Source organism: Streptomyces sp. 12E, from assembly GCF_055633275.1.
On the sequence record NZ_JBVNCJ010000001.1, the window covers coordinates 1,520,543 to 1,541,009 of the forward strand.

Genomic DNA, 20,467 nt, shown 5'->3' on the forward strand with positions numbered 1-20,467 from the left:
CGCTTTCCGGCGCGCCGGCCACGGGCCCCGGCACCTCGACGAGGTGCCGGGGCCCGTGCGCGTCCCAGGGGCGCGACAGCGCCCTACGGAGTGCGCTCGGCCTCCTTCTCCAGCTGGAACGCCTCGTTGCCGAGTCCGATGCGGGCGTGCTTCTCGGGGGCGCGGGCGCGCAGGACGGCGCCCTGGACCAGGCCGGCGACCAGGGCGAGCCCGATGATGCCGGGCAGGATCCAGCTCAGCGCGGAGCCGGGTCCGGCGCCGACCAGGACGTCGAAGTCCTTGACCGTGTAACCCGCGATGACGGCCAGGGCGACGCCCGCCAGCGCGGAGGTGACCAGCCGTCGGCTCTGCGCGCCCGCGGCGCCGCGCCGGACGAAGAAGACGACGACGGACAGGGAGGCGATGGCCATCAGCACGATCACGCCGAGCGCGCCGACGTTGCCGCCCCAGGTGAACAGGTGCAGGACCGGTGCGGTCGGGTCGCCGGTCGGCTTGTCGTCGGTGAGCGCGAAGGCGAGGACGAGCACGGCGGCGATGACGGTCTGGAGCAGGGAGCCGGTGCCGGGGGCGCCGCTGGTGCCGGTGGTGCGGCCGAAGGCGGCGGGCAGCAGGCCCTCGCGGCCCATGGCGAAGGCGTACCGGGCGACGACGTTGTGGAAGCTGAGCATGGCCGCGAACATGCCGGTCACGAACAGGACGTGCAGGACGTCGGTGAAGGTGGAGCCGAGCCGGTCCTCGGTGAGGAAGAACAGCAGTCCCGCGCTCTGCTCCTGGGAGGCGCCGACGATCCCGGAGGGGCCGGTGGCGACGGTGAGCGCCCAGCTGCTGAGGGCGAAGAAGACGGCGACGCCGGTGACCGCGAGGAACATCACGCGCGGCACGACCTCGTGCGGCCTGCTGGTCTCCTCGGCGTAGACGGGGGCCTGTTCGAAGCCGAGGAAGGCGGCGATGCAGAAGCACAGGGCGGTGCCGACGCCGGCGCCGGTGAGCGTGTCCGGGTTGAAGGCGTGCAGCGACAGGCCCTCCTTTCCGGGGTCGGCGACGGCGGCTATGTCGAAGACGACGACCAGCAGCACCTCGATGACCAGCAGCACGCCGAGCAGGCGCGCGTTGACGTCGATCTTCAGCCAGCCCAGCGCGCCGACGGCGAGCACGGCCACCAGCGCCGGTATCCACCAGGCGACCTCGAGGTCGGCGTAGGTGGCGAGGAGGCCGGAGACCTCGAAGCCGAAGATGCCGTAGATGCCGACCTGGAGGGAGTTGTAGGCGACGAGCGCGACGAGCGCGGCGCCCGCTCCGGCGGTGCCGCCGAGTCCGCGGGAGATGTAGGCGTAGAAGGCGCCGGCGTTGTGGACGTGCCGGCTCATCTCGGCGTAGCCGAGGCTGAAGAGGACCAGTACGACGCCGAGGGCCACGAAGAGCAGCGGCTGGCCGACGATGCCCATCACCGCGAATGTGGTGGGCATGACACCCGCGACCACCATGAGGGGGGCGGTCGCGGCGAGGACGGAGAGCAGCAGGCCCCCCGTACCGAGGCGGTCGGCGCGCAGGGCGCGCTCCTGCCCCTTGAAGGTGCTGATGCCCTCGGCGGACGCTCTGCTCGTGCTCGTGCTGTCCGTCGTCATCTCGAAACCGTCCTTGGGTCGGTGGTGGTTGCGGCGGGCGGGGGTGAGGACTCGGGTCAGGCCGTGCCCAGGGCTGCGGCGCGGGCGGTGCGGAAGGCGGTCAGGGCGTCACGGCCGGGGTACGACCAGGGGGCGGGCGTGGCGTGGTCGCCGATGCGGTGGAAGAGGGCGGCCGCCTCGGCGCCCCGGCCCTCGCAGACCTTGGCGTGGGCGAGGAAGTTGAGGTCGACCAGGCGGCGCGGGTGACCTTCGTGCTCCCACTCCAGCCACCAGTCGAAGGCGGCCTTCATCACCTGCCGGGCGCGACGGCCGACCCAGTGCCCGGAGGCGACCGGGTCGGCGGGTTCGTGTCCGGCGGCGGCCAGGGCGCGGTAGCGCTCGGCGTGCGCGATGACCGGCAGGATCGCCAGCGGCGAGTCGGCGGGCGCCTGTTCGGCGGCCCAGTTGGCGAAGTCGTACACCTCGTGCAGCGGGTCCGGGCCCGCCTCCACGCGGCGCTCGGCGAGCCAGGCGACCAGCAGGTGGTGGGCGTGGTGGTGGTCCGCGTACCGGGTGCGGATCCGCTCGAAGAGCCGGACCACGTCCCCCTCGGCCCCCTGGACGCACTCCAGCAGGAGCAGTCCGAGCCAGGGTGTGGGGTCGGCGGGCACGAGCTCCGCCGCCCGGTGGCAGGCCTCGCGGGCACGGGCCGGTTTCTCCCTGCCGTGCAGCGCGCGCCGCACCTGGGCCAGGGCGAACAGCACGGACGCGTCACCGGAGTCGGGTTCGGCGAGCAGCCACTCGCGGGCCCAGGCGGCGCAGTACGACTCCCGGGCGAGCACCGTGACGCGGTGGCCCCGGCGGTCCCAGTCCTCCCCCGTGCGGACCAGCAGCGAGCGGGTGTTCTGCCACCGGCCCTGGGCCAGCGCGGTCCGCGCGGCGACGAGTTCGGCGTCGTCGAGGGCCTCGTCGAAGGCCTGTGCCGCCCGTCTGCGGGCACGGCCGAGGGGAGGCGGGGGTGGGGGCACCGCGGGACTTCCTCACGCGCTCTTCGTGTGGTCGCCGGCTCGCGGCGGGTGGTCGGTACGGCAGTGGTCGGCTGCCGAACGCCATGGGCCGGTCACGCACAGCAAACCGCCCGCCAACGGATCACGTCAAGGGCGTCCCCTGCGTTACTCGCGTCAACTGCGGTCACAAACACGCCACTTGTGGCGGCCGGGGCCGGAAGGCCGCCCTGGCGGGGCGAGCGGCCGGGCGGGTCCGGCCGCTGCTCGGATGGCCGCATGAGCGCTGAGGAGATCATCGACATCCTCGACGGGAACGACCGGGTGGTCGGGCGGTCCCCGCGTGGGGAGGCCTACGCGCGAGGGCTGCGCCACCGCTGCGCCCTCGTCCTCCTCCGGGACGCCGGGGGGCGGGTCTTCGTCCACCGCCGCACCGCGGCCAAGCAGGTCTTCCCCTCCCTGTACGACATGTTCGTCGGCGGGGTGGTCGGCGCGGGCGAGAGCTACGACGAGGCCGCGCTGCGCGAGGCCGAGGAGGAACTGGGCGTGCGCGGACTGCCGCGTCCCGGGCGCCTCTTCACGTTCCTGTACGACGACGGGGCCGGCCACAGCTGGTGGTCGGCGGTGTACGAGGTGCGCTGCGACCGGCCCGTACGGCCGCAGGCGGAGGAGGTGGCCTGGGGGACTTCCTGCCGGAGGCGGAGCTGGAGCGGCGGCTCGGGCAGTGGGAGTGGACCCCGGAGGGGCCGGCGGCGTACGGGCGGCTCAAGGCGTACCGGTCGGGACGGGCCGGGCGGTCGGATCCGTCGGGGCGGCCCGAGGGCTGAGCGGGGCTCCGTCCCCGGCCGCCGGCCCGCCGCGGGGGCGGCCCCGGTAGGGTCGCCCGCGTGATCGACTTTGTGCGGAACGCCCGGTTGTGGTTCGCGCCCGGCGAGGTGCGGCGGGAGGGCGACACGCCCGACTACCGGTTCTCGCTGGCGAACGAGCGGACGTTCCTCGCGTGGCTGCGCACCGCGCTCGCGTTGATCGGGGGCGGGTTCGCCGTGGACCAGTTCCTGCCGGATCTGCGCTGGGGGTGGCGGGTCGGGCTGGCCCTGGCGCTGCTGGCCGCGGGGGCGCTGTGCGCGTTGCGGGCGGTCAACCACTGGGTGCGGTGCGAGCGGGCGATGCGGCGGGGGGAGGACCTGCCGGTGTCGCGGTTCCCGGCGCTGCTGAGCCTCGTGGTGGCGGTGGTGGCCGTGGCGATGGTCGCCGTGGTGCTCTTCGGGTGGGACGGGTGAGCGGGGCGGCGGCTCGGGCCGCGGAGCGGGATCCGGGGCTGCAGCCCGAGCGGACCCGGCTCGCGTGGCGGCGTACGACGCTGTCGGCCACGGTCGCGGCCGTGCTGGCCGTGAGGACGGCGCTGACGGGTGGGGTGTCGGGGGCCGGGGTGGTGGCGTGCGCGCTGTGCTGTGCCTGTTGGCTGGGGTTTCTGTGGATCGCCCACCGGCGGATCCGGGGGCTGGCGGTCGTGGGTGCGCCGGGGGCGCTTGGTTCGCCGTGTGCGGCGGTCGTGGTGGTCTGCACGGTGGCCATGGCCGGGTGCGGGGCGGTGCTTGTCGGGTCGGGGTGAGGCGGGGCGGGGGCTCAGTGGTTCCTCGCCCCCGCCGCCCCTTCCCTTCCCGTCCCCGGGGCCGCGCCCCGGACCCCCTTGTCCTCGAACGCCGGACGGGCTGCGGGGTGCCGGACGGGTTGGTCGAGCCGGACGGGCCGAGTCAGCTCACCGTCACCACGATCTTGCCCCGGGTGCGCCCCTCCTGGTTCAGGCGGTGGGCGTCCGCCGCTCGTTCCAGGGGGAAGGTTTCCGAGACGTGGACGGTGACCGTGCCCTGGTCCGCCAGGTCGGAGAGGTACCGGAGGTCCTGGGGGTCGGGACGGACGAACCAGTAGCGGCCGCCGTAGCTCACCACCTCGGGGTCGACGATCGAGGCCAGGCGGCCCTCGGGCGCCAGCAGGTTGGCGGAGGCCTTGAGGGCGTCGCCGCCCACCGTGTCGAACACCGCGTCCACGCCCTCGGGCGCCAGCCCCCGCACCCGCTCGGCCAGGCCCTCGCCGTAGCTCACCGGCTCCCCGCCCAGCCCGCGCACGAAGTCGTGGTTGCGCTCGCTCGCCGTGCCGATGACCCGGGCGCCGAGGTGGGCGGCGAGCTGGACGGCGATGGATCCGACGCCGCCGGCCGCGGCGTGCACCAGGACGGTCTCGCCCCGCTTGACCTCGAGGACGCGGTGCAGCACCTGGTGGGCGGTGAGCCCCGCGAGCGGGAGACCGGCCGCCTCCTCGAAGGACAGGGCGCGCGGCTTGCGCGCGAGGGCGCGCACCGGGGCGGCCACGTACTCGGCGAAGGTGCCGTGCGCGAGGACGTCCTGGCGCACGTAGCCGATGACCTCGTCGCCGACGGCGAACTCCGGTACGGCGGGACCCGGCTGGACGACCACGCCCGAGACGTCCCAGCCGGGGACGACCGGGAACACCGGCTGGAGGACCGGGTCGAGATGGCCCTCGCGGCACTTCCAGTCGACCGGGTTGACGGCCGCCGCCCGCACCTTCACCAGGACCGAGTCGGGGCCGACCCTGGGGTCGTCGACCTCTCCGAGGCCGAGCACTTCGGGGCCGCCGTACCGGGAGTAGCTGATCGCCTTCATGGGTCCGACCCTCCGGTGTCCGTGCGCGCCGTGCAAGCCGAACGGCTTGGTGTGCGCCATTCGCGTGGCGGCCGGACGCTCGCGGGCAGGGCGCGCCCGCCGTGGCCCCGATCACGTTCGGCCGCCGCTCTGGACGGCATACCGACCGGTCGGCATCATAAGGCGGGTACTGTTTCCCGCCCGGAGGAGCGACGATGAGCACCGACCACCCGCCCGGACTCGATCTCGACCGGCTGCGCGGCCTGCTCGAACGGGAGCGGCCCGGCCTGGTGAACGGCCCGCTCGCCGGCCGGCTGATCGAGGGCGGCAGGTCGAACCTCACGTACATGGTCTCCGACGACAGCTCCCGGTGGGTCGTACGGCGTCCCCCGCTCGGCCACGTCCTGGCCACCGCGCACGACATGAGGCGCGAGCACCGGGTGATCAGCGCGCTGCACCCGACCGCCGTGCCGGTGCCGCGCACCGTGCTGCTGTGCGAGGACGAGGAGGTGCTCGGGGCGCCGTTCTACGTCATGGACTTCGTCGAGGGCACCCCGTACCGGACGGCCGGCCAGCTCGCCCCGCTCGGCGCCGGGCGCACCCGGGACGCGGTGCTGAACCTGGTGGACACGCTGGTCGAGCTGCACGCGGTGGAACCCGGCGAGGTGGGTCTCGCGGACTTCGGCCGGCCCGAGGGGTTCCTGGACCGGCAGCTGCGGCGCTGGGGCAAGCAGCTGGACGCCTCCCGCAACCGGGAGCTGGCCGGCATCGACGAGCTGCACGCGGCGCTCGGGCGCGAACTGCCCGTCTCCCCCGCGCCCGCCGTGGTGCACGGCGACTACCGCCTCGACAACGTGCTGATCGGGGAGGACGACGCGATCAAGGCCGTCCTCGACTGGGAGATGTCCACGCTCGGCGACCCGCTGACGGACCTGGGACTGCTGGTGATGTACAGCAGCCCCCTGGGCATGCCGGACTCCCCCGTCTCCACGACCGCCGAGGCGCCCGGGCACCCCCTGCCCGCCGAGCTGATCGAGCGGTACGCCGCACGGTCGGGGCGCGACGTCTCCGCGGTGTCCTGGTACACGGCGTTCGCCTGGTTCAAGCTCGCCGTGATCCTGGAGGGCATCCACTACCGCTACACGCTGGGCCAGACGGTGGGCCGCGGCTTCGACCGCATCGGCGATCTGGTCCCGGTCTTCGTCCGGCACGGTCTGACCACCCTTCAGGAAGGCTGAGGAACCATGGACTTCGCGTTCGACGCGCGCACCGAGGAGCTGCGCGCCAAGCTGCTCGCCTTCATGGACGAGTACGTCTACCCGGCCGAAGCGGTCGTCCACGAGCAGCGTGCCGGGCTGGACTCGCCGTGGGAGAACGTCCCCGTGGTGGAGGAACTGAAGGCCGAGGCCCGCCGGCAGGGGCTGTGGAACCTGTTCCTGCCCGACTCCGAGTACGGCGCCGGTCTGACGAACCTCCAGTACGCCCCGCTCGCCGAGATCATGGGCCGCTCCCCGCAGCTCGCGCCGACCGTCACCAACTGCGCGGCGCCCGACACCGGGAACATGGAGGTGCTGGCGCAGTTCGGCGACGAGGCGCAGCGCAAGCAGTGGCTCCAGCCGCTGCTGGCCGGTGAGATCCGCTCGGCGTTCGCGATGACCGAGCCGGAGGTGGCCTCCTCGGACGCCACCAACATCACCACCCGCATCGAGCGGGACGGCGACGAGTACGTCGTCACCGGCCGCAAGTGGTACATCTCCGGGGCGATGCACCCGGACTGCGCCGTCTTCATCGTGATGGGCAAGACCGAGCCGGACGGGGCGGACATCCGCCGTCAGCAGTCCATGGTGCTGGTCCCGCGTGACACCCCGGGCGTCACGATCGAGCGCGCCATGCGGGTGTTCGGCTACGAGGACCACTACCACGGCGGGCACGCCGAGGTGGTCTTCGACCACGCGCGCGTGCCGGTGTCGAACCTGATCGGCGAGGAGGGCGGCGGTTTCGCCATCGCGCAGGCCCGGCTCGGCCCGGGCCGGATCCACCACTGCATGCGGCTGATCGGCATGGCGGAGCGGGCCATCGAGCTGATGTGCCGGCGGGCGGTGTCGCGTGACGCCTTCGGCAAGGCGCTGGCGCGGCAGGGCGTGGTGCAGAACTGGATCGCCGACGCGCGCGTGGCGGTCGAACAGCTGCGGCTGCTGGTGCTGAAGACGGCCTGGATGATGGACACCGTCGGCAACCGGGGCGCCCACACGGAGATCCAGGCCATCAAGATCGCCACCCCGCGCACGGTCGTCGGCATCCTCGACCGCGCGATCCAGCTGTACGGCGCGGGCGGGGTCAGCCAGGACTTCCCGCTGGCCGAGCTGTACGCCGGCGCCCGCACGCTGATGATCGCCGACGGCCCGGACGAGGTGCACCAGCGGTCGCTGGCGCGCCGGGAGCTGAAGAAGCACCTGTGAGCCCGCAGCGGTCCGCGGCCCGCCGGCGCCGGCGGGCCGCGGACCGTGGAGGGGGCGGGGCGGCTCAGGGGCGCAGGGCCCGCAGCAGCAGGTCCGCCAGGTGGTCGGCGACCTCCTGCGGGCCGAGCGGGCCGTCGGGGCGGTACCAGGTCGACAGGTGGTGCACGGAGCCGAAGTGGTAGTCGACCACCAGGTCGGCCGGGGTCGCCGTGGAGAAGACGCCCTCCCGCTGGCCCTCCTCGATCAGCGCGCGGAAGCGTTCGTGGTAGCGGCGGCGCTCGGCGCGCACCTGCTTGTTCTTCTCCGGGCCGAGGTGGTGCATGGAACGGAAGAAGATCGACGCGTCGTCGAGGTTCTCGATCGTGGTGACGACCACGTCGGCCGCCGCGTCGCGCAGCCGCTTCTCGACCGGCTCGTCGGCGTCCGCGAAGCGGTCCAGGCGTTCCTGCTGGAGGCGCAGCACGCGCGCGTACACCTCGTGCAGCAGGTCGTCCTTGGAACCGAAGTAGTGGTAGAGCGCCCCCTTGGTGACGCCGGCCGCCTCGACGATCTCCTGCACCGAGGTGCGGTCGTAGCCCCGCTCGGCGAAGAGCCGGGTGGCGGCGGCCAGGAGCCGCTGAGGCACAGGAACTCCGTCACCGTCCGTCGTCCTGGGCACTGCCGCCACCCGCCTTCCTTGTCGCTGCTAGTTCTCGTGGGCCGGGGAACGCGGTTCCCGCCGGAGGATCTTCCCACTGGCCGTCTTCGGCGGGTCCGGCAGGATCTCCACCCGGCGCGGACACGCGCAGGCGGCCAGTCTCTCCTCGCGGGGCGCGGCGAGTGCGGCCGGGTCCGCCCCGCCGCGCCCCGGCCGCGCGCGGCGCAGGGCGTGCGCCAGGGGGCCGGAGGGCTCCACGGGGGCGCGCCGGGCGTCGGCGAGGAGGGCCGGCCGGGGCTCGGCGGCGTGGCCGGAGGCGGTCACCGGGTGGCCTCCCAGTGCTGCTGGATACGGTTCATGCCGGAGATCCAGCGGTCGGGGTCGGCGGCGCGGGCCTGGTAGTACTCGGCGACCTCCGGGTGCGGGAGGATCAGGAAGCGGTCCTCCTCCATGCCGCGGAAGAGGGCGTCGGCCACGTCCTCCGGTTCGATCGCGGTCGGCTTGAGGACCAGGTCGCCCGCGCTGCCGCTGGCGTCGAGCATGTCGGTGCGCACGCCCTGCGGGCAGATCGCGTGGACCTTCACCCCGCGGTGGCGGTACGTCAGTGACAGCCACTCGGCGAAGGCGTAGGCGCCGTGCTTGGTGACGCTGTAGGGGGCGGTGCCGATCATGGTGAGCAGTCCGGCGGCGGAGACGGTGGAGACGAAGCGTCCGCTGCCGCGCTCCAGCCAGTCCGGGAGCAGCGCGTGCGCCGCGCGGACGTGCGCCATGACGTTGACGTCCCAGGAGAGCGCCCAGCCCTGCTCGTCGAGCGGCTCCCCGGGCTCCCCGCCGTCGCGGCCGACGCCCGCGTTGGCGCAGTACACGTCGACCGTGCCGCCGAGCGCGTCACGGGCCTCGGCGACGATCGAGGAGGCGTCGCCGGGAACGGCCAAGCCGCCGATCTCCTCGGCGACGGCCTTCGCGCGGCCGGGGTCCAGGTCGTTGACGACGACCCGCGCCCCCCGGTCGGCGAAGCGGCGGGCGAGCGCCGCCCCGATGCCGCCACCGGCTCCCGTGACGACCACCTTCGCACCCTGCCCGGCTTGCACCATCGGTCTCCTTCGACGCGGCTCCCAGCGGCTACCGGCGTCAGACTAACCGGTCGGTATGCCCGGTGGAAGGGGCGTTCCGCGCGGGGCCGGTCCGGTTCGCCACGCGGGACGGCCGGGCGCGCTAGCGTGCGTGGGCATGACACCCGCCGCGATCACGGAGGTCACCGCATGAAGCTGTCCAGACGGAGCCTGCTCGCCACCACGGCCGCGGTCGCGGCCTCCGCCGCGCCGGCCGCCGCCGCTTCCGGACCGGCGCACGGGGGTGGCCGACGGCTGCGCACCGGGTTCGAACGGCTCGCCGCGGACGGCTACGCCCCGCTCGACGGCCGGCGCGTGGGCGTGGTCACCAACCCGACGGGCGTCACCCGGGACGCACGCCACATCGTCGACGTGATGCACGCCGACGACCGGGTGGACCTGACCGCCGTCTTCGGACCCGAGCACGGCTTCCGGGGCACCGCCCAGGCGGGCGGCTCGGAGGGCCGCCACGACGACCCGGCGACCGGTCTGCCCGTCTACGACACGTACCTGAAGAGCGGTCAGGCACTCGCCGACGTCTTCACGGCGTCCGGTGCGGACACGGTCGTCTTCGACATCCAGGACGTCGGCGCGCGGTTCTACACGTACATCTGGACCCTGTTCGACTGCATGGAGGCGGCCGCGCTCGCGGGCAGGCGGTTCGTCGTCCTCGACCGGCCGAACCCGGTGACCGGGCGGGCCGCGCTGGGCCCGGTGCTGCACGAGGAGTTCGCGACGTTCGTCGGCCGGCAGCCGATCTCCCAGGCGCACGGGATGACGGTGGCGGAGCTGGCGCTGCTGTTCAACGGGGAGTTCCTGACGACGCCGGTGCCGCTGGAGACCGTGACGATGTCGGGCTGGCGGCGGTCGGACTTCTACGACGCCTCGGGACTGCCGTGGGTGCCGCCGAGCCCGAACATGCCGACGCCAAAGACGGCGCTGGCGTATCCGGGGACGTGCCTGTTCGAGGGGACGAACCTGTCGGAGGGGCGCGGGACCACCCGGCCGTTCGAGCTGCTGGGTGCGGAGGGGATCGACGGGCGCTGGGCGGAGGCGGCGAACGCGCTGGGGCTCGCGGGCGTCCGCTTCCGGGAGGCGTACTTCGCGCCGGCGTTCTCCAAGTTCCAGGGGAGGACCGTCGGGGGCGTCCAGGTGCACGTGCACGACCGGGAGGCGTTCGATCCGGTGCGGACCGGGATCGGGCTGCTGATCACCGCCAAGCGATCGTGGAGCGGCTTCGCCTGGCGCCCGGACCACTGGATCGACAAGCTCACCGGCTCCGCACGCGTGCGCACCATGATCGACGCTGGCGCGGACACGGACGAGGTGGTGGCCGGCTGGCAGGAGGAGCTGGCGAGGTTCCGAAGGACGCGGCGGGGGTACCTGCTCTACCGCTGAGAGCGGGTGGTGCGGGACGGCGGCGGGCGGCGGCCCGCCGCCGTTTTGCGTCGGTCGTGCATACCGGCGGTGTCTTCAGGAACCCGTGGAAGCCGCCGGGAGTTCTCAGACTGTCGAGGAGGGACTTCTCCCCACGGGGAGGACACGGAGCGGGTTACCGCCGGTACCCCCGTGGATGGCCACAACTGAAGCAGGGATCACGGGAGTTGACCGCGAGCCCTTGCGGCCGGCTGAGGGGGCCGTCGAAAGGGGATGGAGCCGATTCGCGTGTCGACACGTCTATTCGGCGACGTCCGTTCGACGACGCCGAAGTGACCGGATTACAGGTGCAGGTGTGACGGAGGTGCAGGACGATGGCCGGTTTCCGGAGTCTGGCGAGACAGGTCCGAGATCCGCGGTGCGATCTGGCACTGCGGCGCTATTCGCTGCGCAAGTGCCTCGAGCGATTCGCTCCCTACGGGCACAGGGCGACCTGGGACCATCTGTGCTCGCGGGCCGGGTTCGATCCCGAGGACCGCTCCGTCGACCCGGCGCGGCTCGTGGCCGCGCTGGAGGAGCTGGAGGAGGCCCGGGCGGTCTGGCTGGCCTATGAGGTGGAGTTCGCCGAGCGCCGCAGGAAGGAGAAGCACGACGGGCTGCGCAGGCCCGGCAGCGTGGACGACTGGCACCGGCTGACCTGGGGCGGTTTCGGCGTGGCCTGGTGCGACGATCCACGGGTGCATCCGCGCGAGCCGCTGGCCGAGGTGCTGCGGCGGCTGATAACCGCGCTGGAGCGCGAGCCGGGTACGGCCTGCCCCGTGTGCCGGGGGGAACGGCTCGTGTGGCGCTTCGACCTGGACCACGAGCCGTCGACGGGCCCGGTCTGCACGGACTGCGGAATCCTGGTGCCGCGCCCCGTGCTCACCTCTCAGGCCCTGGCGGACGCCCGCAGGGCGAGGCTGCTGGTGCCGGCCTGAGAGGCGGGGAGCGACGGGGACAGGGGGCGCGCAGGGGATGCCGCGCCCCCTGACTCCGGGGAGCGCCCAGGGCGGCACGATCCGCTCGCCGGCGCCCACAGGGCGCCTCCCGCTCCCGGCCGCGCTCGAGCGGGGGAGGCGCGACGACCCGCGCTCACGGGAGTGCGGCCGGACTCACCGCTTGCCCTCCGGTCGGTCGCCACGGCGCGTGCCGCCGGGTTCCGCCAGCAGGCGGGAGCCCGTCAGGCGGTCGCCGAAGACGTCGTCCGGGTTGGACAGGACGCAGCTCTCCAGCGAGAGGCAGCCGCAGCCGATGCAGTCCGTGAGGTGGTCGCGCAGCCGGTTGAGCTGCTTGATGCGTTCGTCCAGCTCCGAGCGCCACGCCTCGGACAGGCGCGCCCAGTCGTCGCGGGTGGGCGTGCGTTCCTCGGGCAGTTCGGCGAGCGCCCCGCGGATCGTGGCGAGCGGGATGCCGACGCGCTGGGCGGCCCGTATGAAGGCGACCCGGCGCAGGGTGTCACGGCTGTAGCGGCGCTGGTTGCCCGAGGTGCGACGGCTGCCGATCAGGCCCTTGGACTCGTAGAAGTGCAGGGCCGAGACGGCGGCGCCGCTGCGCGCGGAGAGCTGGCCGACCGTGAGCTCGTGGATCTTCTCGGGAAGCTGGGGCACCCCCGAACCCTACCCACCCGTCCGGCGGACGGCCGTCGTTGACAGGGACCGCCCCGCGCACCATGCTAAGCAGTTGCTTAGGCATGCGCACGCCGGTGCGCTGCTACTACGTGACGCGAGAGGCCGGGACATGGCAGAGCCGAGGATCTTCACGTCCGTCGACGACCTGAAGGCGGCGGTGGGCGAGCAGCTGGGGTACACCGACTGGCTGGAGGTCGACCAGAAGCGGATCGACCTGTTCGCCGAGGCCACCGGGGACCACCAGTGGATCCACGTCGACCCGGAGAAGGCCGCGGCGGGACCGTTCGGGACGACCATCGCGCACGGCTACCTGACGCTGTCGCTGCTGCCGCTGTTCGGCCCGCAGCTGATCTCCGTCGAGGGCGTGAGGATGGGCGTCAACTACGGCACCGACAAGGTGCGCTTCCCCGCCCCGGTCCCGGTCGGCTCGCGGGTGCGCGCCACCGCGACGATCACCTCCGTCGACGAGGTGCCGGGCGGCGTCCAGGTGGCCACGACGTTCACCGTGGAGCGCGAGGGCGGCGACAAGCCGGTGTGCGTGGCCGAGTCGGTGGCCCGCTACTACCTCTGAGCGGGACCGGCCTCCCCGGCCCCGACCATCCGGAGCACGAGGTCGGCGTAGAGCGCGCCGACCTCCTCGGGGGTGCGGGGGCCGTCGACGTTGAACCAGCGGGCCACGTCGATGCACAGGGAGAGCACGGCGAGCGTGGTGCCCTGGACGTCGATGACGTCGAACTCGCCGGAACGCACGCCCTCCTCGATGATCCCGCGCACCTCGGCGTCGACCTGTCGGCGCAGTGCGAGGATCTCGGCGCGGGCCTCGGGACCGAGCGAGTCGAGCTCGTACTGCACGACCCTGGCGGTGGTGCGGCCCCCCGCGTGCCAGCGGACGAAGGAGCTGACCGCCTCGGCGAGCCGCCGGCTCGGGGCGCCCTCGGCGCGGGCCGCCGTGCGCAGGATCGCGACGGCCTTCTCGTGGCCGATCCTGCTGATGCGGTGGAGCAGCTCTTCCTTGGTCTTGTAGTGGATGTAGAGCGCGGCCGGGCTCATCCCGGCGCGGCTCGCGATGTCGCGGGTCGTCGTGGCGTGGTAACCGCGCTCCGCGAACGCCTCCACGGCGGCGAGCAGCAGCCGCCGGGCCGCGTCGGGCGTGACCTCACCCCACGGTTGCGCCTCGGCTCCGGCCGTCTCCTCCGCCGTACTCATCGCTCACCTCATTCGCTGGCAGGGACAACACCATACCGGCAAGGGTGAGCGCTCGCTTAGCGTGCCCGTCGTCACAGCTTCTGCAGCGGGTCGTGCTCGGCGAGCAGCTTCTCCAGACGGGCCTGGTCGACCCGGTTGACGATCTGCCCGGCCTCCTGGCGGTCACGGATGACCTTGGCCAGGGTGAAGGCGGAGGTGACGAGGTACAGAACGGCGATACCCAGGAAGGCGCGGACCCAGGCGTCGGTGTCGAGGTTGAAGATGCCGACCGCGGTGGCGCCCATGGCCACTCCGAAGGACGCGACGGCCTGGCCGTAGAAGGCGGCCGTGCTCTGCTGCTTGACCGGTGTGTCGCTCATGGGGACAAGCATCGGCGGGTGTGTCCGCGGCCACATCCGCTCAGGTACTCAGGGCGTACTCAGAACGCCGAAACCCCGGTCAGCGCACGTCCGATGACCAGCTTCTGGATCTGGCTGGTGCCCTCGTAGAGGGTCATCACGCGCGCGTCGCGCAGGAGTTTGCCAGCCGGGTACTCGTCGATGTAGCCGTAGCCGCCGAAGACCTGCAGGGCGTTGTTGGCGGCGCGGACGGCCGCCTCCGAGGCGAAGAGCTTGGCCTTGGAGGACTCGACGGCGAAGGGCCGGCCCCGGTCGACCAGGTCGGCCACCCGCCAGGTGAGCAGCCGGGCCGCGTCGACGTCCACGGCGATGTCGCTGATCAGCTCCTGGACGAGCTGATGCCGGGCGATGACCTTCCCGAACTGCTCCCGCTCCCCCGCGTACCGCACGGCCGCCTCCAGGGCGGCCTGCGCTATGCCGACGCAGCCGGCCGCGACCGACATCCGGCCCTTGGCGAGGGCGGACATGGCGACCGAGAAGCCCTTGCCCTCCTCGCCCAGCATCGCGGAGGCGGGCACGCGCACATCCTCGAGGACCAGTTCGGCGGTGGCCTGGCCGCGCAGGCCGAGCTTGCCGTGGACGGCGCGGCGGGTCAGGCCGGGGGTGTCGGCGGGGACGAGGAAGGCGGAGACGCCCTTGTGTCCGGGGGCGTCGGTGGAGCGGGCGAAGAGCAGGACGACGTCGGCCCAGGTGCCGTTGGTGATGAACATCTTGGCGCCGTTGACGACGTACACGTCGCCGTCGCGCACCGCGCGGGTGGTGAGGTTCCCTGCGTCGGAGCCGGTGCCCGGCTCGGTGAGGCCGAAGCAGCCGACGCGCTCCCCGGAGGTGAGGCCCGGCAGCCAGGCGCGTTTCTGCTCCTCGCTCCCCCAGGCGGCGATCGTCTTGGCGACCAGGCCGAGGGAGACGGAGACGATGCCGCGCACGGACGAGTCGCCGCGGCCCAGTTCCTCGGTGACCAGGCAGTACGCGAGGTGGTCGCCGCCGCTGCCGCCGTACTCCTCGTCGATCGTCAGCCCCAGGAAGCCGACCTCGCCGAGCTTCTTCACGATGCCGCGGTCGACCTCCTCGGCACGGTCCCAGGCGGTGGCGTGGGGCACGACCTCGCGCTCCACGAAGTCCCGGGCGAGCCGGCGGACGGCCTCCTGCTCCTCGTCGAGCTCCAGGTTCATACCGAGTCACTCCATGGGGGATCCGCTTGCCGTGCACATCCGAAAGACCGTGCACCTTTAAATTAGCACTGCTAGTTTCCTGTCGCGGTCCTACTATGTGCGCCATGGCCCGACCGCGCAAGCCCTTGCTCAGCACCGACCGGATCGTCGGTGCGGCCCGTGCGCTGGTGGACGCGGAGGGCCTCGCGGCCGTCTCCACGCGCCGGCTCGCCGCGGAACTGGGGGTGAGCGGCCCCTCGCTCTACAACCACTTCCGCACCAAGGACGAGATCCTGGAGGCGGTGGCCGACTCGGTGAGCGCGCTGGTCGACCTGTCGATGTTCGAGGACGGCCGGGACTGGCGGACCGCACTGCACGACTGGGCGGTCTCCTACCGGGCCGCGCTGCGCGACCACCCGAACATCGTCCCGGTCCTGGCCCGCGGTCCGGGCCGCCGTCCGGCGGCGCTGCGGCTGGCCGACGCGGTCTACGGCGCGATGGTCGAGGCCGGCTGGCCGCCCGCGCAGGCCACCTCCATCGGCGCGCTGATGCGGTACTTCATCATGGGTTCCGCGCTCGGCTCCTTCGCGGGCGGCTTCGTGGACGACGCCAGCGCCTACGACCCCGCCGACTACCCGCACCTCGGGCAGGCCCATCTGCTCGCCGAGCAGCAGGAGAAGGTCGACGAGCGGGCCTTCGAGGCGGGACTGGCCGCTCTCCTGGACGGGCTGGTCCTGCAGTACGGGCAGGTGCGGGCCGGCGCCTGAGCCGTTGTGCCGGGAGTACGGCGCCGTGCCGGGGAGTGCGGCGCCGTGCCGGGAGTGCGGCGCCGTGCCGGGAGTGCGGCGCCGTGCCGTCCGTCGTCCGCGGCACGGTCCCGCGCCCCTCCGGGGGCCGGACGTTTCGGTGGGAGCCGAAGTGTCCGTGCCCCATGCTGGGGGGCATGACCACCAAGGACCCCCGGGCGGCCGCTCTCGCGCGGCTCGCCGCGCTGGCCGCCGACGAGACGCGGGCCGCGTGTCTGCTGGCCCTGCTGGACGGGCGGGCCTGGACCGCGGGCGAGCTGGCCCGGCACGCCGGCGTCGCCGCCTCCACGCTGAGCGAGCACCTGGGCAAACTGGTCGCGGGCGGGCTGCTGTCCGAGGAGCGGCAGGGGCGGCACCGGTACGTACGGCTGGCCGACGCGCGGGTCGCGCAGCTGGTGGAGGACCTGGCCGCGCAGGTGGCCCCGGGTGCCGCCGAACGCCCGCGCACGCTGCGGCAGGCGGGCGCCGGGGCCGCCATGGCTCGTGGCCGCACCTGCTACGACCATCTCGCCGGGCGGCTCGGCATCGCCGTCGCGGACGCCTTCACCGCGCGGGGCCTGCTGGTCCAGGAGACCGGGTTCGCGCTCACCGACGCGGGACTGCGCTGGTTCGGTGCGGCGGGGATCGGCCTCGACCGCCGCGGACGGCGCCCGCTGGCCCGCGCCTGCCTGGACTGGACGGAGCGCCGCCCCCATCTCGCCGGAGTGGCGGGCGCCGCCCTGTGCCGGCACGCCCTGGAGACGGGGTGGTGCGTGCGCATCGGCTCCGAGCGGGCGGTGAAGGTGACGGAGACGGGCGAACGTGCGCTGTCCGAGCTGCTGGGGATCGGCACGGAAGCCCTCCGCTGACCGGCGGGCCCCCGTCCGAAATCCGCGAGCGTCCCACCCTGTCCCTCCTGGCCCCGGGAGCATGATGCACGTCCCCACCCCCCGTTGCGACCGGATGCTCGCGGCCTGTGCCGCCGGTGTCACCGTCGTGCTGTGGGCATCCGCCTTCGTGTCCATCCGCAGTGCGGGGACCGCGTACTCGCCGGGGGCGCTCGCGCTCGGCCGACTGCTGGCCGGGGCGCTGACGCTGGGCGTGTTCTGCCTGCTGCGGCGGGAGGGGCTCCCGCCGCGGCCGGCCCGGCGGGGGATCCTGCTCTCGGGGGTGCTCTGGTTCGGGTTCTACATGGTGGCCCTCAACTGGGGCGAGCAGCAGGTGGACGCCGGCACGGCCGCGCTGGTGGTGAACATCGGGCCGGTCCTCATCGCCCTGCTCGGCGCCCGCCTGCTCGGGGACTCGGTGCCGCCGAGGCTGCTGGCGGGGATGGCCGTGTCGTTCGCCGGTGCGGTGACCGTGGGGCTGTCGATGTCCGGCGAGGGCGGGTCCTCGGTGCTCGGCGTGGTGCTGTGCCTGCTGGCGGCCGTGGCGTACGCGGCCGGGGTGGTCGCGCAGAAGCCGGCGCTGGGCGCGGCGAGCCCGTTGCAGGTGACGGCGTACGGGTGTCTGGTGGGGGCGGTGGCCTGTCTGCCGTTCGCCGGGCAGCTCGTGCGGGAGGCCACCGACGCGCCGGTCACCGCCACGCTCAACATGGTCTACCTGGGCGTCTTCCCGACCGCCCTCGCCTTCACCACCTGGGCCTACGCCCTGGCCCGCACGACCGCGAGCCGGATGGGCGCGACCACGTACGCGGTGCCCGCGCTGGTCGTGCTGATGTCGTGGCTGGCGCTCGGCGAGGTGCCGGGCCCGCTCACCCTGGTGGGCGGCGCGCTGTGCCTCGCGGGCGTGGCGGTGTCCCGGTCCCGTTCGCGGGCGGCCGCGGTCCCGGCTCCCCGGGAGGAGGCCGCCCGCGAACCGCGCTAGAACACCACCAGCGCCCGCCCGCCCTTGCCGGCCAGCATGTTGTCGAAGGCGGCCGGGATGCCGTCCAGGGCGATGTGCCCGGTGACCAGGGCGCCGAGGTCGAGGCGGCCGGCCCGGACGTGTCCGGCGAGGACCGGGAGGTCGCGGGCCGGGTCGGAGTCGCCGTAGACGCAGCCGGAGAGGGTGCGGCCCCAGTGGAAGATCTCCAGGGCGTTGAAGGTGACCCGCTGGTCCTTGCCGCCGATGCCGACGACCGTGGTGCGTCCGCCGCGCCGGGTGGACTCCCAGGCGGTGCGGATGGTGGTCGCGCGGCCGACGCACTCCACGGCCACGTCCACGCCCTCCTTGCCGGTGAGGGCGCGGATCCGCCGGGCGGTGGTGTCGGAGGCCACGAGGTAGTCGGTGGCCCCCGCGGCACGGGCGAGTTCCTCCTTCTCCGGGGAGACGTCGACCGCGACGATCGTGGACGCGCCCGCGATCCGGGCCGACTGGAGCGCCGCGAGGCCCACTCCCCCGACGCCGAACACCGCGACCGTCTCCCCTCGGCGCACCTTCGCGGAGTGGTGGACGGCGCCGTAGCCGGTGAGCACCGCGCAGCCCAGCAGCGCGGCGTCGGTGAGCGGGACGCCGTCCGGGGCGGGCAGCACGCAGGAGGCGGGCACCACCGTCTCCTCGGCGAACGCGGCGACGTTCAGCCCCGGGTACAGGTCGGTGCCGTCGTCGGCGCGGCGGGCGTGCACCTCGGCGGCGCCGGCCAGGGCGCCCGCGCACAGCCAGACCTCGCCGCGCGCGCAGGCGGGACAGGTGCCGCAGGAGGGCGCCCAGTTGAGGACCACGCCGTCACCGGGCGCGACGTGGGTGACTCCCTCGCCGACGGCGACGACCGTGCCGGCGCCCTCGTGGCCGAGGACGGCCGGGACGGGCAGGCGCATGGTGCCGTCGGACAGGGACAGGTCGGAGTGGCAGACCCCGGCGGCGGCGAGCCGGACGCGGACCCGGCCGGGGCCGGGTTCGGGCAGGTCGATCCCGGTGATCTCCAGAGGAGCACCGACGGCGGGCAGAACGGCGGCACGTACGGCCATGGCGGATACGACTCCCCTAGAACTGGAGGGACTTGGTCTGGAGGTACTCGGTCAGGCCGTGGGCGCCGAGTTCGCGGCCCACACCGGACTGCTTGTGACCGCCGAAGGGGGCCAGCGGGTTGAAGCGCCCGCCGTTGATGTCGACCTGGCCGGTCTCCATGCGGCGGGCGAAGGCCACCGCCTCCGCCTCGTCACCGGCCCAGACCGCACCGGCCAGGCCGTAGACGGTGCCGTTGGCGATGCGCAGGGCGTCCTCCTCGTCCGTGTAGCGCAGGATCGACAGGACGGGGCCGAAGATCTCCTCCTGGGCGATGGTCATCTCCGGGGTGACGTCGGCGAAGACCGTGGGGCTGACGTGGTAGCCCTTCTCGTGCGGGGAGTCGGGGCCGCCCGCGACCAGCCGGGCGCCCTCGGCGACACCCTTCTCGATGTAACCGCGTACGCGTTCCCGCTGCGCGGCGTTGACGAGCGGGCCGATGCGGTCGCCGTACTTCGCGGCGGCGGCCGCGGCGAGTTCCACGGCCTCGTCGTAATGGTCCTGGTGGACCAGCATGCGGGTCCAGGCGCTGCAGGTCTGGCCGGAGTTGGACATGACGTTGGCGACGCCGACGTTGACCGCGCGGGCCAGGTCGGCGCCGGGCAGGATGACGTTGGCGGACTTGCCGCCGAGTTCGAGGGCGACCTTCTTCACCATGCCGGTCGCGATCGCGCCGATGCGGCGGCCGACGGCGGTGGAACCGGTGAAGGAGACCAGGTCGACGCCGGGGTGCTCGACGAGGGCCTGCCCGGCCACCGGGCCGAGGCCGGTGACGAGGTTGAACACGCCCGCCGGGATCCCGGACTCGTGCACGGCCTGCGCGAACAGCCGGGCGACCAGCGGGGTGTCCTCGGCGGGCTTGACGACGACGGTGCAGCCGGCCGCGAGGGCGGGGGCGGCCTTGGCGACGATCTGGTGGAGCGGGTAGTTCCAGGGGGTGATCGCGCCGACCACGCCGACGGGCTCGTGGAGGACCGTCGAGTTGCCCACCTTCTCCTCGAAGGCGTACGTCGCCGCCAGCTCGGCGTACGAGCCGGCCACGGCGATCGGCACGCCCGCGTGGACGGCCTGCGAGAGCTTCAGGGGCGAACCGAGTTCGGCGGTCACCGTCCCGGCGATCTCGTCCCGCCGGGCCACGAGCACGTCCCTCAGCGCGGCCAGGCGGGCGGCGCGCTCGGCGGGCGGGGTGGCGGCCCAGGCGGGGAGGGCGGCGCGGGCGGCGCGCACGGCGGCGTCGACGTCCTCCACCGTGCCCGCGGGGACGGTGGCGATCACCTGTTCGTCGGCCGGGTTCACCACCTCGATCACGTCCGGGCCGGCGGCGGGGCGCCAGGCGCCGTCGATGTACATGCCGTCGTGTGCCTTCATCGCGCTTCCTCCGGGGCGGGGTGTCGGTGTCCGACCGCTCAGTTCGTCGAGACC

22 protein-coding genes and 1 pseudogene are annotated in these 20,467 nt (G+C 73.7%); 11 read left to right on the forward strand and 12 right to left on the reverse strand.

Going from position 1 to position 20,467, the window contains the following annotated elements:
• Window positions 1-83: 83 nt before the first annotated feature.
• Window positions 84-1,625 carry an APC family permease gene (locus tag ACZ8ZB_RS07140; RefSeq protein WP_470736852.1) on the reverse strand — a complete coding sequence of 514 codons (1,542 nt, stop codon included), beginning with the start codon at window positions 1,623-1,625 and terminating at the stop codon, window positions 84-86.
• A 56-nt stretch (window positions 1,626-1,681) separates the two neighbouring features.
• Window positions 1,682-2,632, reverse strand: a complete 951-nt coding sequence (locus tag ACZ8ZB_RS07145) for a hypothetical protein (RefSeq protein ID WP_470736853.1) — start codon at window positions 2,630-2,632, stop codon at window positions 1,682-1,684.
• Window positions 2,633-2,887: 255 nt separating this feature from the next.
• On the opposite strand from ACZ8ZB_RS07145, the pseudogene ACZ8ZB_RS07150 reads away from it, so the two are divergent.
• The 3 genes and pseudogenes from ACZ8ZB_RS07150 to ACZ8ZB_RS07160 all read left to right on the forward strand — a co-directional run bounded on the left by ACZ8ZB_RS07150 (window position 2,888) and on the right by ACZ8ZB_RS07160 (window position 4,220).
• Window positions 2,888-3,435, forward strand: a pseudogene (locus tag ACZ8ZB_RS07150) (NUDIX domain-containing protein).
• Between the two features lie 60 nt (window positions 3,436-3,495).
• Entirely contained in the window at window positions 3,496-3,888 is a 393-nt protein-coding gene (locus ACZ8ZB_RS07155; RefSeq protein WP_470736854.1) for a YidH family protein, read from the forward strand.
• Entirely contained in the window at window positions 3,885-4,220 is a 336-nt protein-coding gene (locus tag ACZ8ZB_RS07160) for a DUF202 domain-containing protein (RefSeq protein ID WP_470741435.1), read from the forward strand. The genes ACZ8ZB_RS07155 and ACZ8ZB_RS07160 overlap by 4 nt, the downstream gene beginning before the upstream one ends.
• Window positions 4,221-4,362: 142 nt before the next feature.
• Here ACZ8ZB_RS07160 and ACZ8ZB_RS07165 read toward each other — a convergent pair whose 3' ends face one another.
• The gene (locus ACZ8ZB_RS07165; protein WP_470736855.1) at window positions 4,363-5,289 is read right to left on the reverse strand and encodes an NADP-dependent oxidoreductase; all 927 of its coding nucleotides are present in this window, start codon (window positions 5,287-5,289) and stop codon (window positions 4,363-4,365) included.
• Window positions 5,290-5,483: 194 nt separating this feature from the next.
• On the opposite strand from ACZ8ZB_RS07165, the gene ACZ8ZB_RS07170 reads away from it, so the two are divergent.
• Entirely contained in the window at window positions 5,484-6,506 is a 1,023-nt protein-coding gene (locus ACZ8ZB_RS07170) for a phosphotransferase family protein (RefSeq protein ID WP_470736856.1), read from the forward strand.
• A gap of 6 nt (window positions 6,507-6,512) precedes the next feature.
• Window positions 6,513-7,727, forward strand: a complete 1,215-nt coding sequence (locus ACZ8ZB_RS07175) for an acyl-CoA dehydrogenase family protein (protein ID WP_470736857.1) — start codon at window positions 6,513-6,515, stop codon at window positions 7,725-7,727.
• A gap of 64 nt (window positions 7,728-7,791) precedes the next feature.
• Here ACZ8ZB_RS07175 and ACZ8ZB_RS07180 read toward each other — a convergent pair whose 3' ends face one another.
• The 3 genes from ACZ8ZB_RS07180 to ACZ8ZB_RS07190 are packed head-to-tail and all read right to left on the reverse strand — an operon-like array spanning window position 7,792 to window position 9,458.
• The gene (locus ACZ8ZB_RS07180; protein ID WP_470741436.1) at window positions 7,792-8,385 is read right to left on the reverse strand and encodes a TetR/AcrR family transcriptional regulator; all 594 of its coding nucleotides are present in this window, start codon (window positions 8,383-8,385) and stop codon (window positions 7,792-7,794) included.
• A gap of 27 nt (window positions 8,386-8,412) precedes the next feature.
• Complete coding sequence (locus ACZ8ZB_RS07185; RefSeq protein WP_470741658.1) at window positions 8,413-8,688, reverse strand: hypothetical protein; 276 nt, start codon at window positions 8,686-8,688, stop codon at window positions 8,413-8,415.
• Window positions 8,685-9,458: an SDR family oxidoreductase gene (locus ACZ8ZB_RS07190; RefSeq protein WP_470736858.1), complete on the reverse strand. Its 774-nt coding sequence runs from the start codon at window positions 9,456-9,458 to the stop codon at window positions 8,685-8,687. The genes ACZ8ZB_RS07185 and ACZ8ZB_RS07190 overlap by 4 nt, the downstream gene beginning before the upstream one ends.
• Before the next feature lie 168 nt (window positions 9,459-9,626).
• On the opposite strand from ACZ8ZB_RS07190, the gene ACZ8ZB_RS07195 reads away from it, so the two are divergent.
• Both ACZ8ZB_RS07195 and ACZ8ZB_RS07200 read left to right on the forward strand, forming a co-directional pair.
• Window positions 9,627-10,874: an exo-beta-N-acetylmuramidase NamZ family protein gene (locus ACZ8ZB_RS07195; RefSeq protein WP_470736859.1), complete on the forward strand. Its 1,248-nt coding sequence runs from the start codon at window positions 9,627-9,629 to the stop codon at window positions 10,872-10,874.
• Window positions 10,875-11,227: 353 nt separating this feature from the next.
• Window positions 11,228-11,830 carry a hypothetical protein gene (locus ACZ8ZB_RS07200; protein WP_470736860.1) on the forward strand — a complete coding sequence of 201 codons (603 nt, stop codon included), beginning with the start codon at window positions 11,228-11,230 and terminating at the stop codon, window positions 11,828-11,830.
• Window positions 11,831-12,004: 174 nt separating this feature from the next.
• Here ACZ8ZB_RS07200 and soxR read toward each other — a convergent pair whose 3' ends face one another.
• On the reverse strand, window positions 12,005-12,499 hold the full coding sequence (gene soxR / locus ACZ8ZB_RS07205; protein ID WP_470736861.1) for a redox-sensitive transcriptional activator SoxR: 495 nt from the start codon (window positions 12,497-12,499) through the stop codon (window positions 12,005-12,007).
• Between the two features lie 130 nt (window positions 12,500-12,629).
• Between soxR and ACZ8ZB_RS07210 the strand changes: the two genes are divergently transcribed.
• A complete protein-coding gene (locus ACZ8ZB_RS07210) occupies window positions 12,630-13,091 on the forward strand; it encodes a MaoC family dehydratase (RefSeq protein WP_470736862.1) in 462 nt (153 codons plus the stop codon).
• Here the strand turns inward: ACZ8ZB_RS07210 and ACZ8ZB_RS07215 are convergent.
• The 3 genes from ACZ8ZB_RS07215 to ACZ8ZB_RS07225 all read right to left on the reverse strand — a co-directional run bounded on the left by ACZ8ZB_RS07215 (window position 13,082) and on the right by ACZ8ZB_RS07225 (window position 15,296).
• Window positions 13,082-13,726 carry a TetR/AcrR family transcriptional regulator gene (locus ACZ8ZB_RS07215; protein ID WP_470736863.1) on the reverse strand — a complete coding sequence of 215 codons (645 nt, stop codon included), beginning with the start codon at window positions 13,724-13,726 and terminating at the stop codon, window positions 13,082-13,084. The genes ACZ8ZB_RS07210 and ACZ8ZB_RS07215 overlap by 10 nt on opposite strands.
• Before the next feature lie 71 nt (window positions 13,727-13,797).
• Entirely contained in the window at window positions 13,798-14,085 is a 288-nt protein-coding gene (locus tag ACZ8ZB_RS07220; protein ID WP_217130360.1) for a YiaA/YiaB family inner membrane protein, read from the reverse strand.
• Between the two features lie 59 nt (window positions 14,086-14,144).
• Window positions 14,145-15,296, reverse strand: a complete 1,152-nt coding sequence (locus tag ACZ8ZB_RS07225) for an acyl-CoA dehydrogenase family protein (RefSeq protein WP_470736864.1) — start codon at window positions 15,294-15,296, stop codon at window positions 14,145-14,147.
• Between the two features lie 95 nt (window positions 15,297-15,391).
• Between ACZ8ZB_RS07225 and ACZ8ZB_RS07230 the strand changes: the two genes are divergently transcribed.
• From ACZ8ZB_RS07230 to ACZ8ZB_RS07240, 3 genes are all read left to right on the forward strand, one after another.
• Window positions 15,392-16,042 (forward strand): TetR/AcrR family transcriptional regulator, encoded by a 651-nt coding sequence (locus tag ACZ8ZB_RS07230; RefSeq protein WP_470736865.1) that lies wholly within the window; start codon window positions 15,392-15,394, stop codon window positions 16,040-16,042.
• A 164-nt stretch (window positions 16,043-16,206) separates the two neighbouring features.
• Window positions 16,207-16,929: an ArsR/SmtB family transcription factor gene (locus tag ACZ8ZB_RS07235; protein ID WP_470736866.1), complete on the forward strand. Its 723-nt coding sequence runs from the start codon at window positions 16,207-16,209 to the stop codon at window positions 16,927-16,929.
• Window positions 16,930-16,993: 64 nt separating this feature from the next.
• On the forward strand, window positions 16,994-17,926 hold the full coding sequence (locus ACZ8ZB_RS07240; RefSeq protein WP_470741437.1) for a DMT family transporter: 933 nt from the start codon (window positions 16,994-16,996) through the stop codon (window positions 17,924-17,926).
• On the opposite strand, the gene ACZ8ZB_RS07245 is transcribed toward ACZ8ZB_RS07240, so the two are convergent.
• On the reverse strand, window positions 17,923-19,008 hold the full coding sequence (locus ACZ8ZB_RS07245; protein ID WP_470736867.1) for a Zn-dependent alcohol dehydrogenase: 1,086 nt from the start codon (window positions 19,006-19,008) through the stop codon (window positions 17,923-17,925). The two genes, ACZ8ZB_RS07240 and ACZ8ZB_RS07245, sit on opposite strands and share 4 nt — an antisense overlap.
• Before the next feature lie 16 nt (window positions 19,009-19,024).
• Window positions 19,025-20,413 (reverse strand): aldehyde dehydrogenase family protein, encoded by a 1,389-nt coding sequence (locus ACZ8ZB_RS07250; protein WP_470736868.1) that lies wholly within the window; start codon window positions 20,411-20,413, stop codon window positions 19,025-19,027.
• Between the last annotated feature and the right edge of the window lie 54 nt (window positions 20,414-20,467).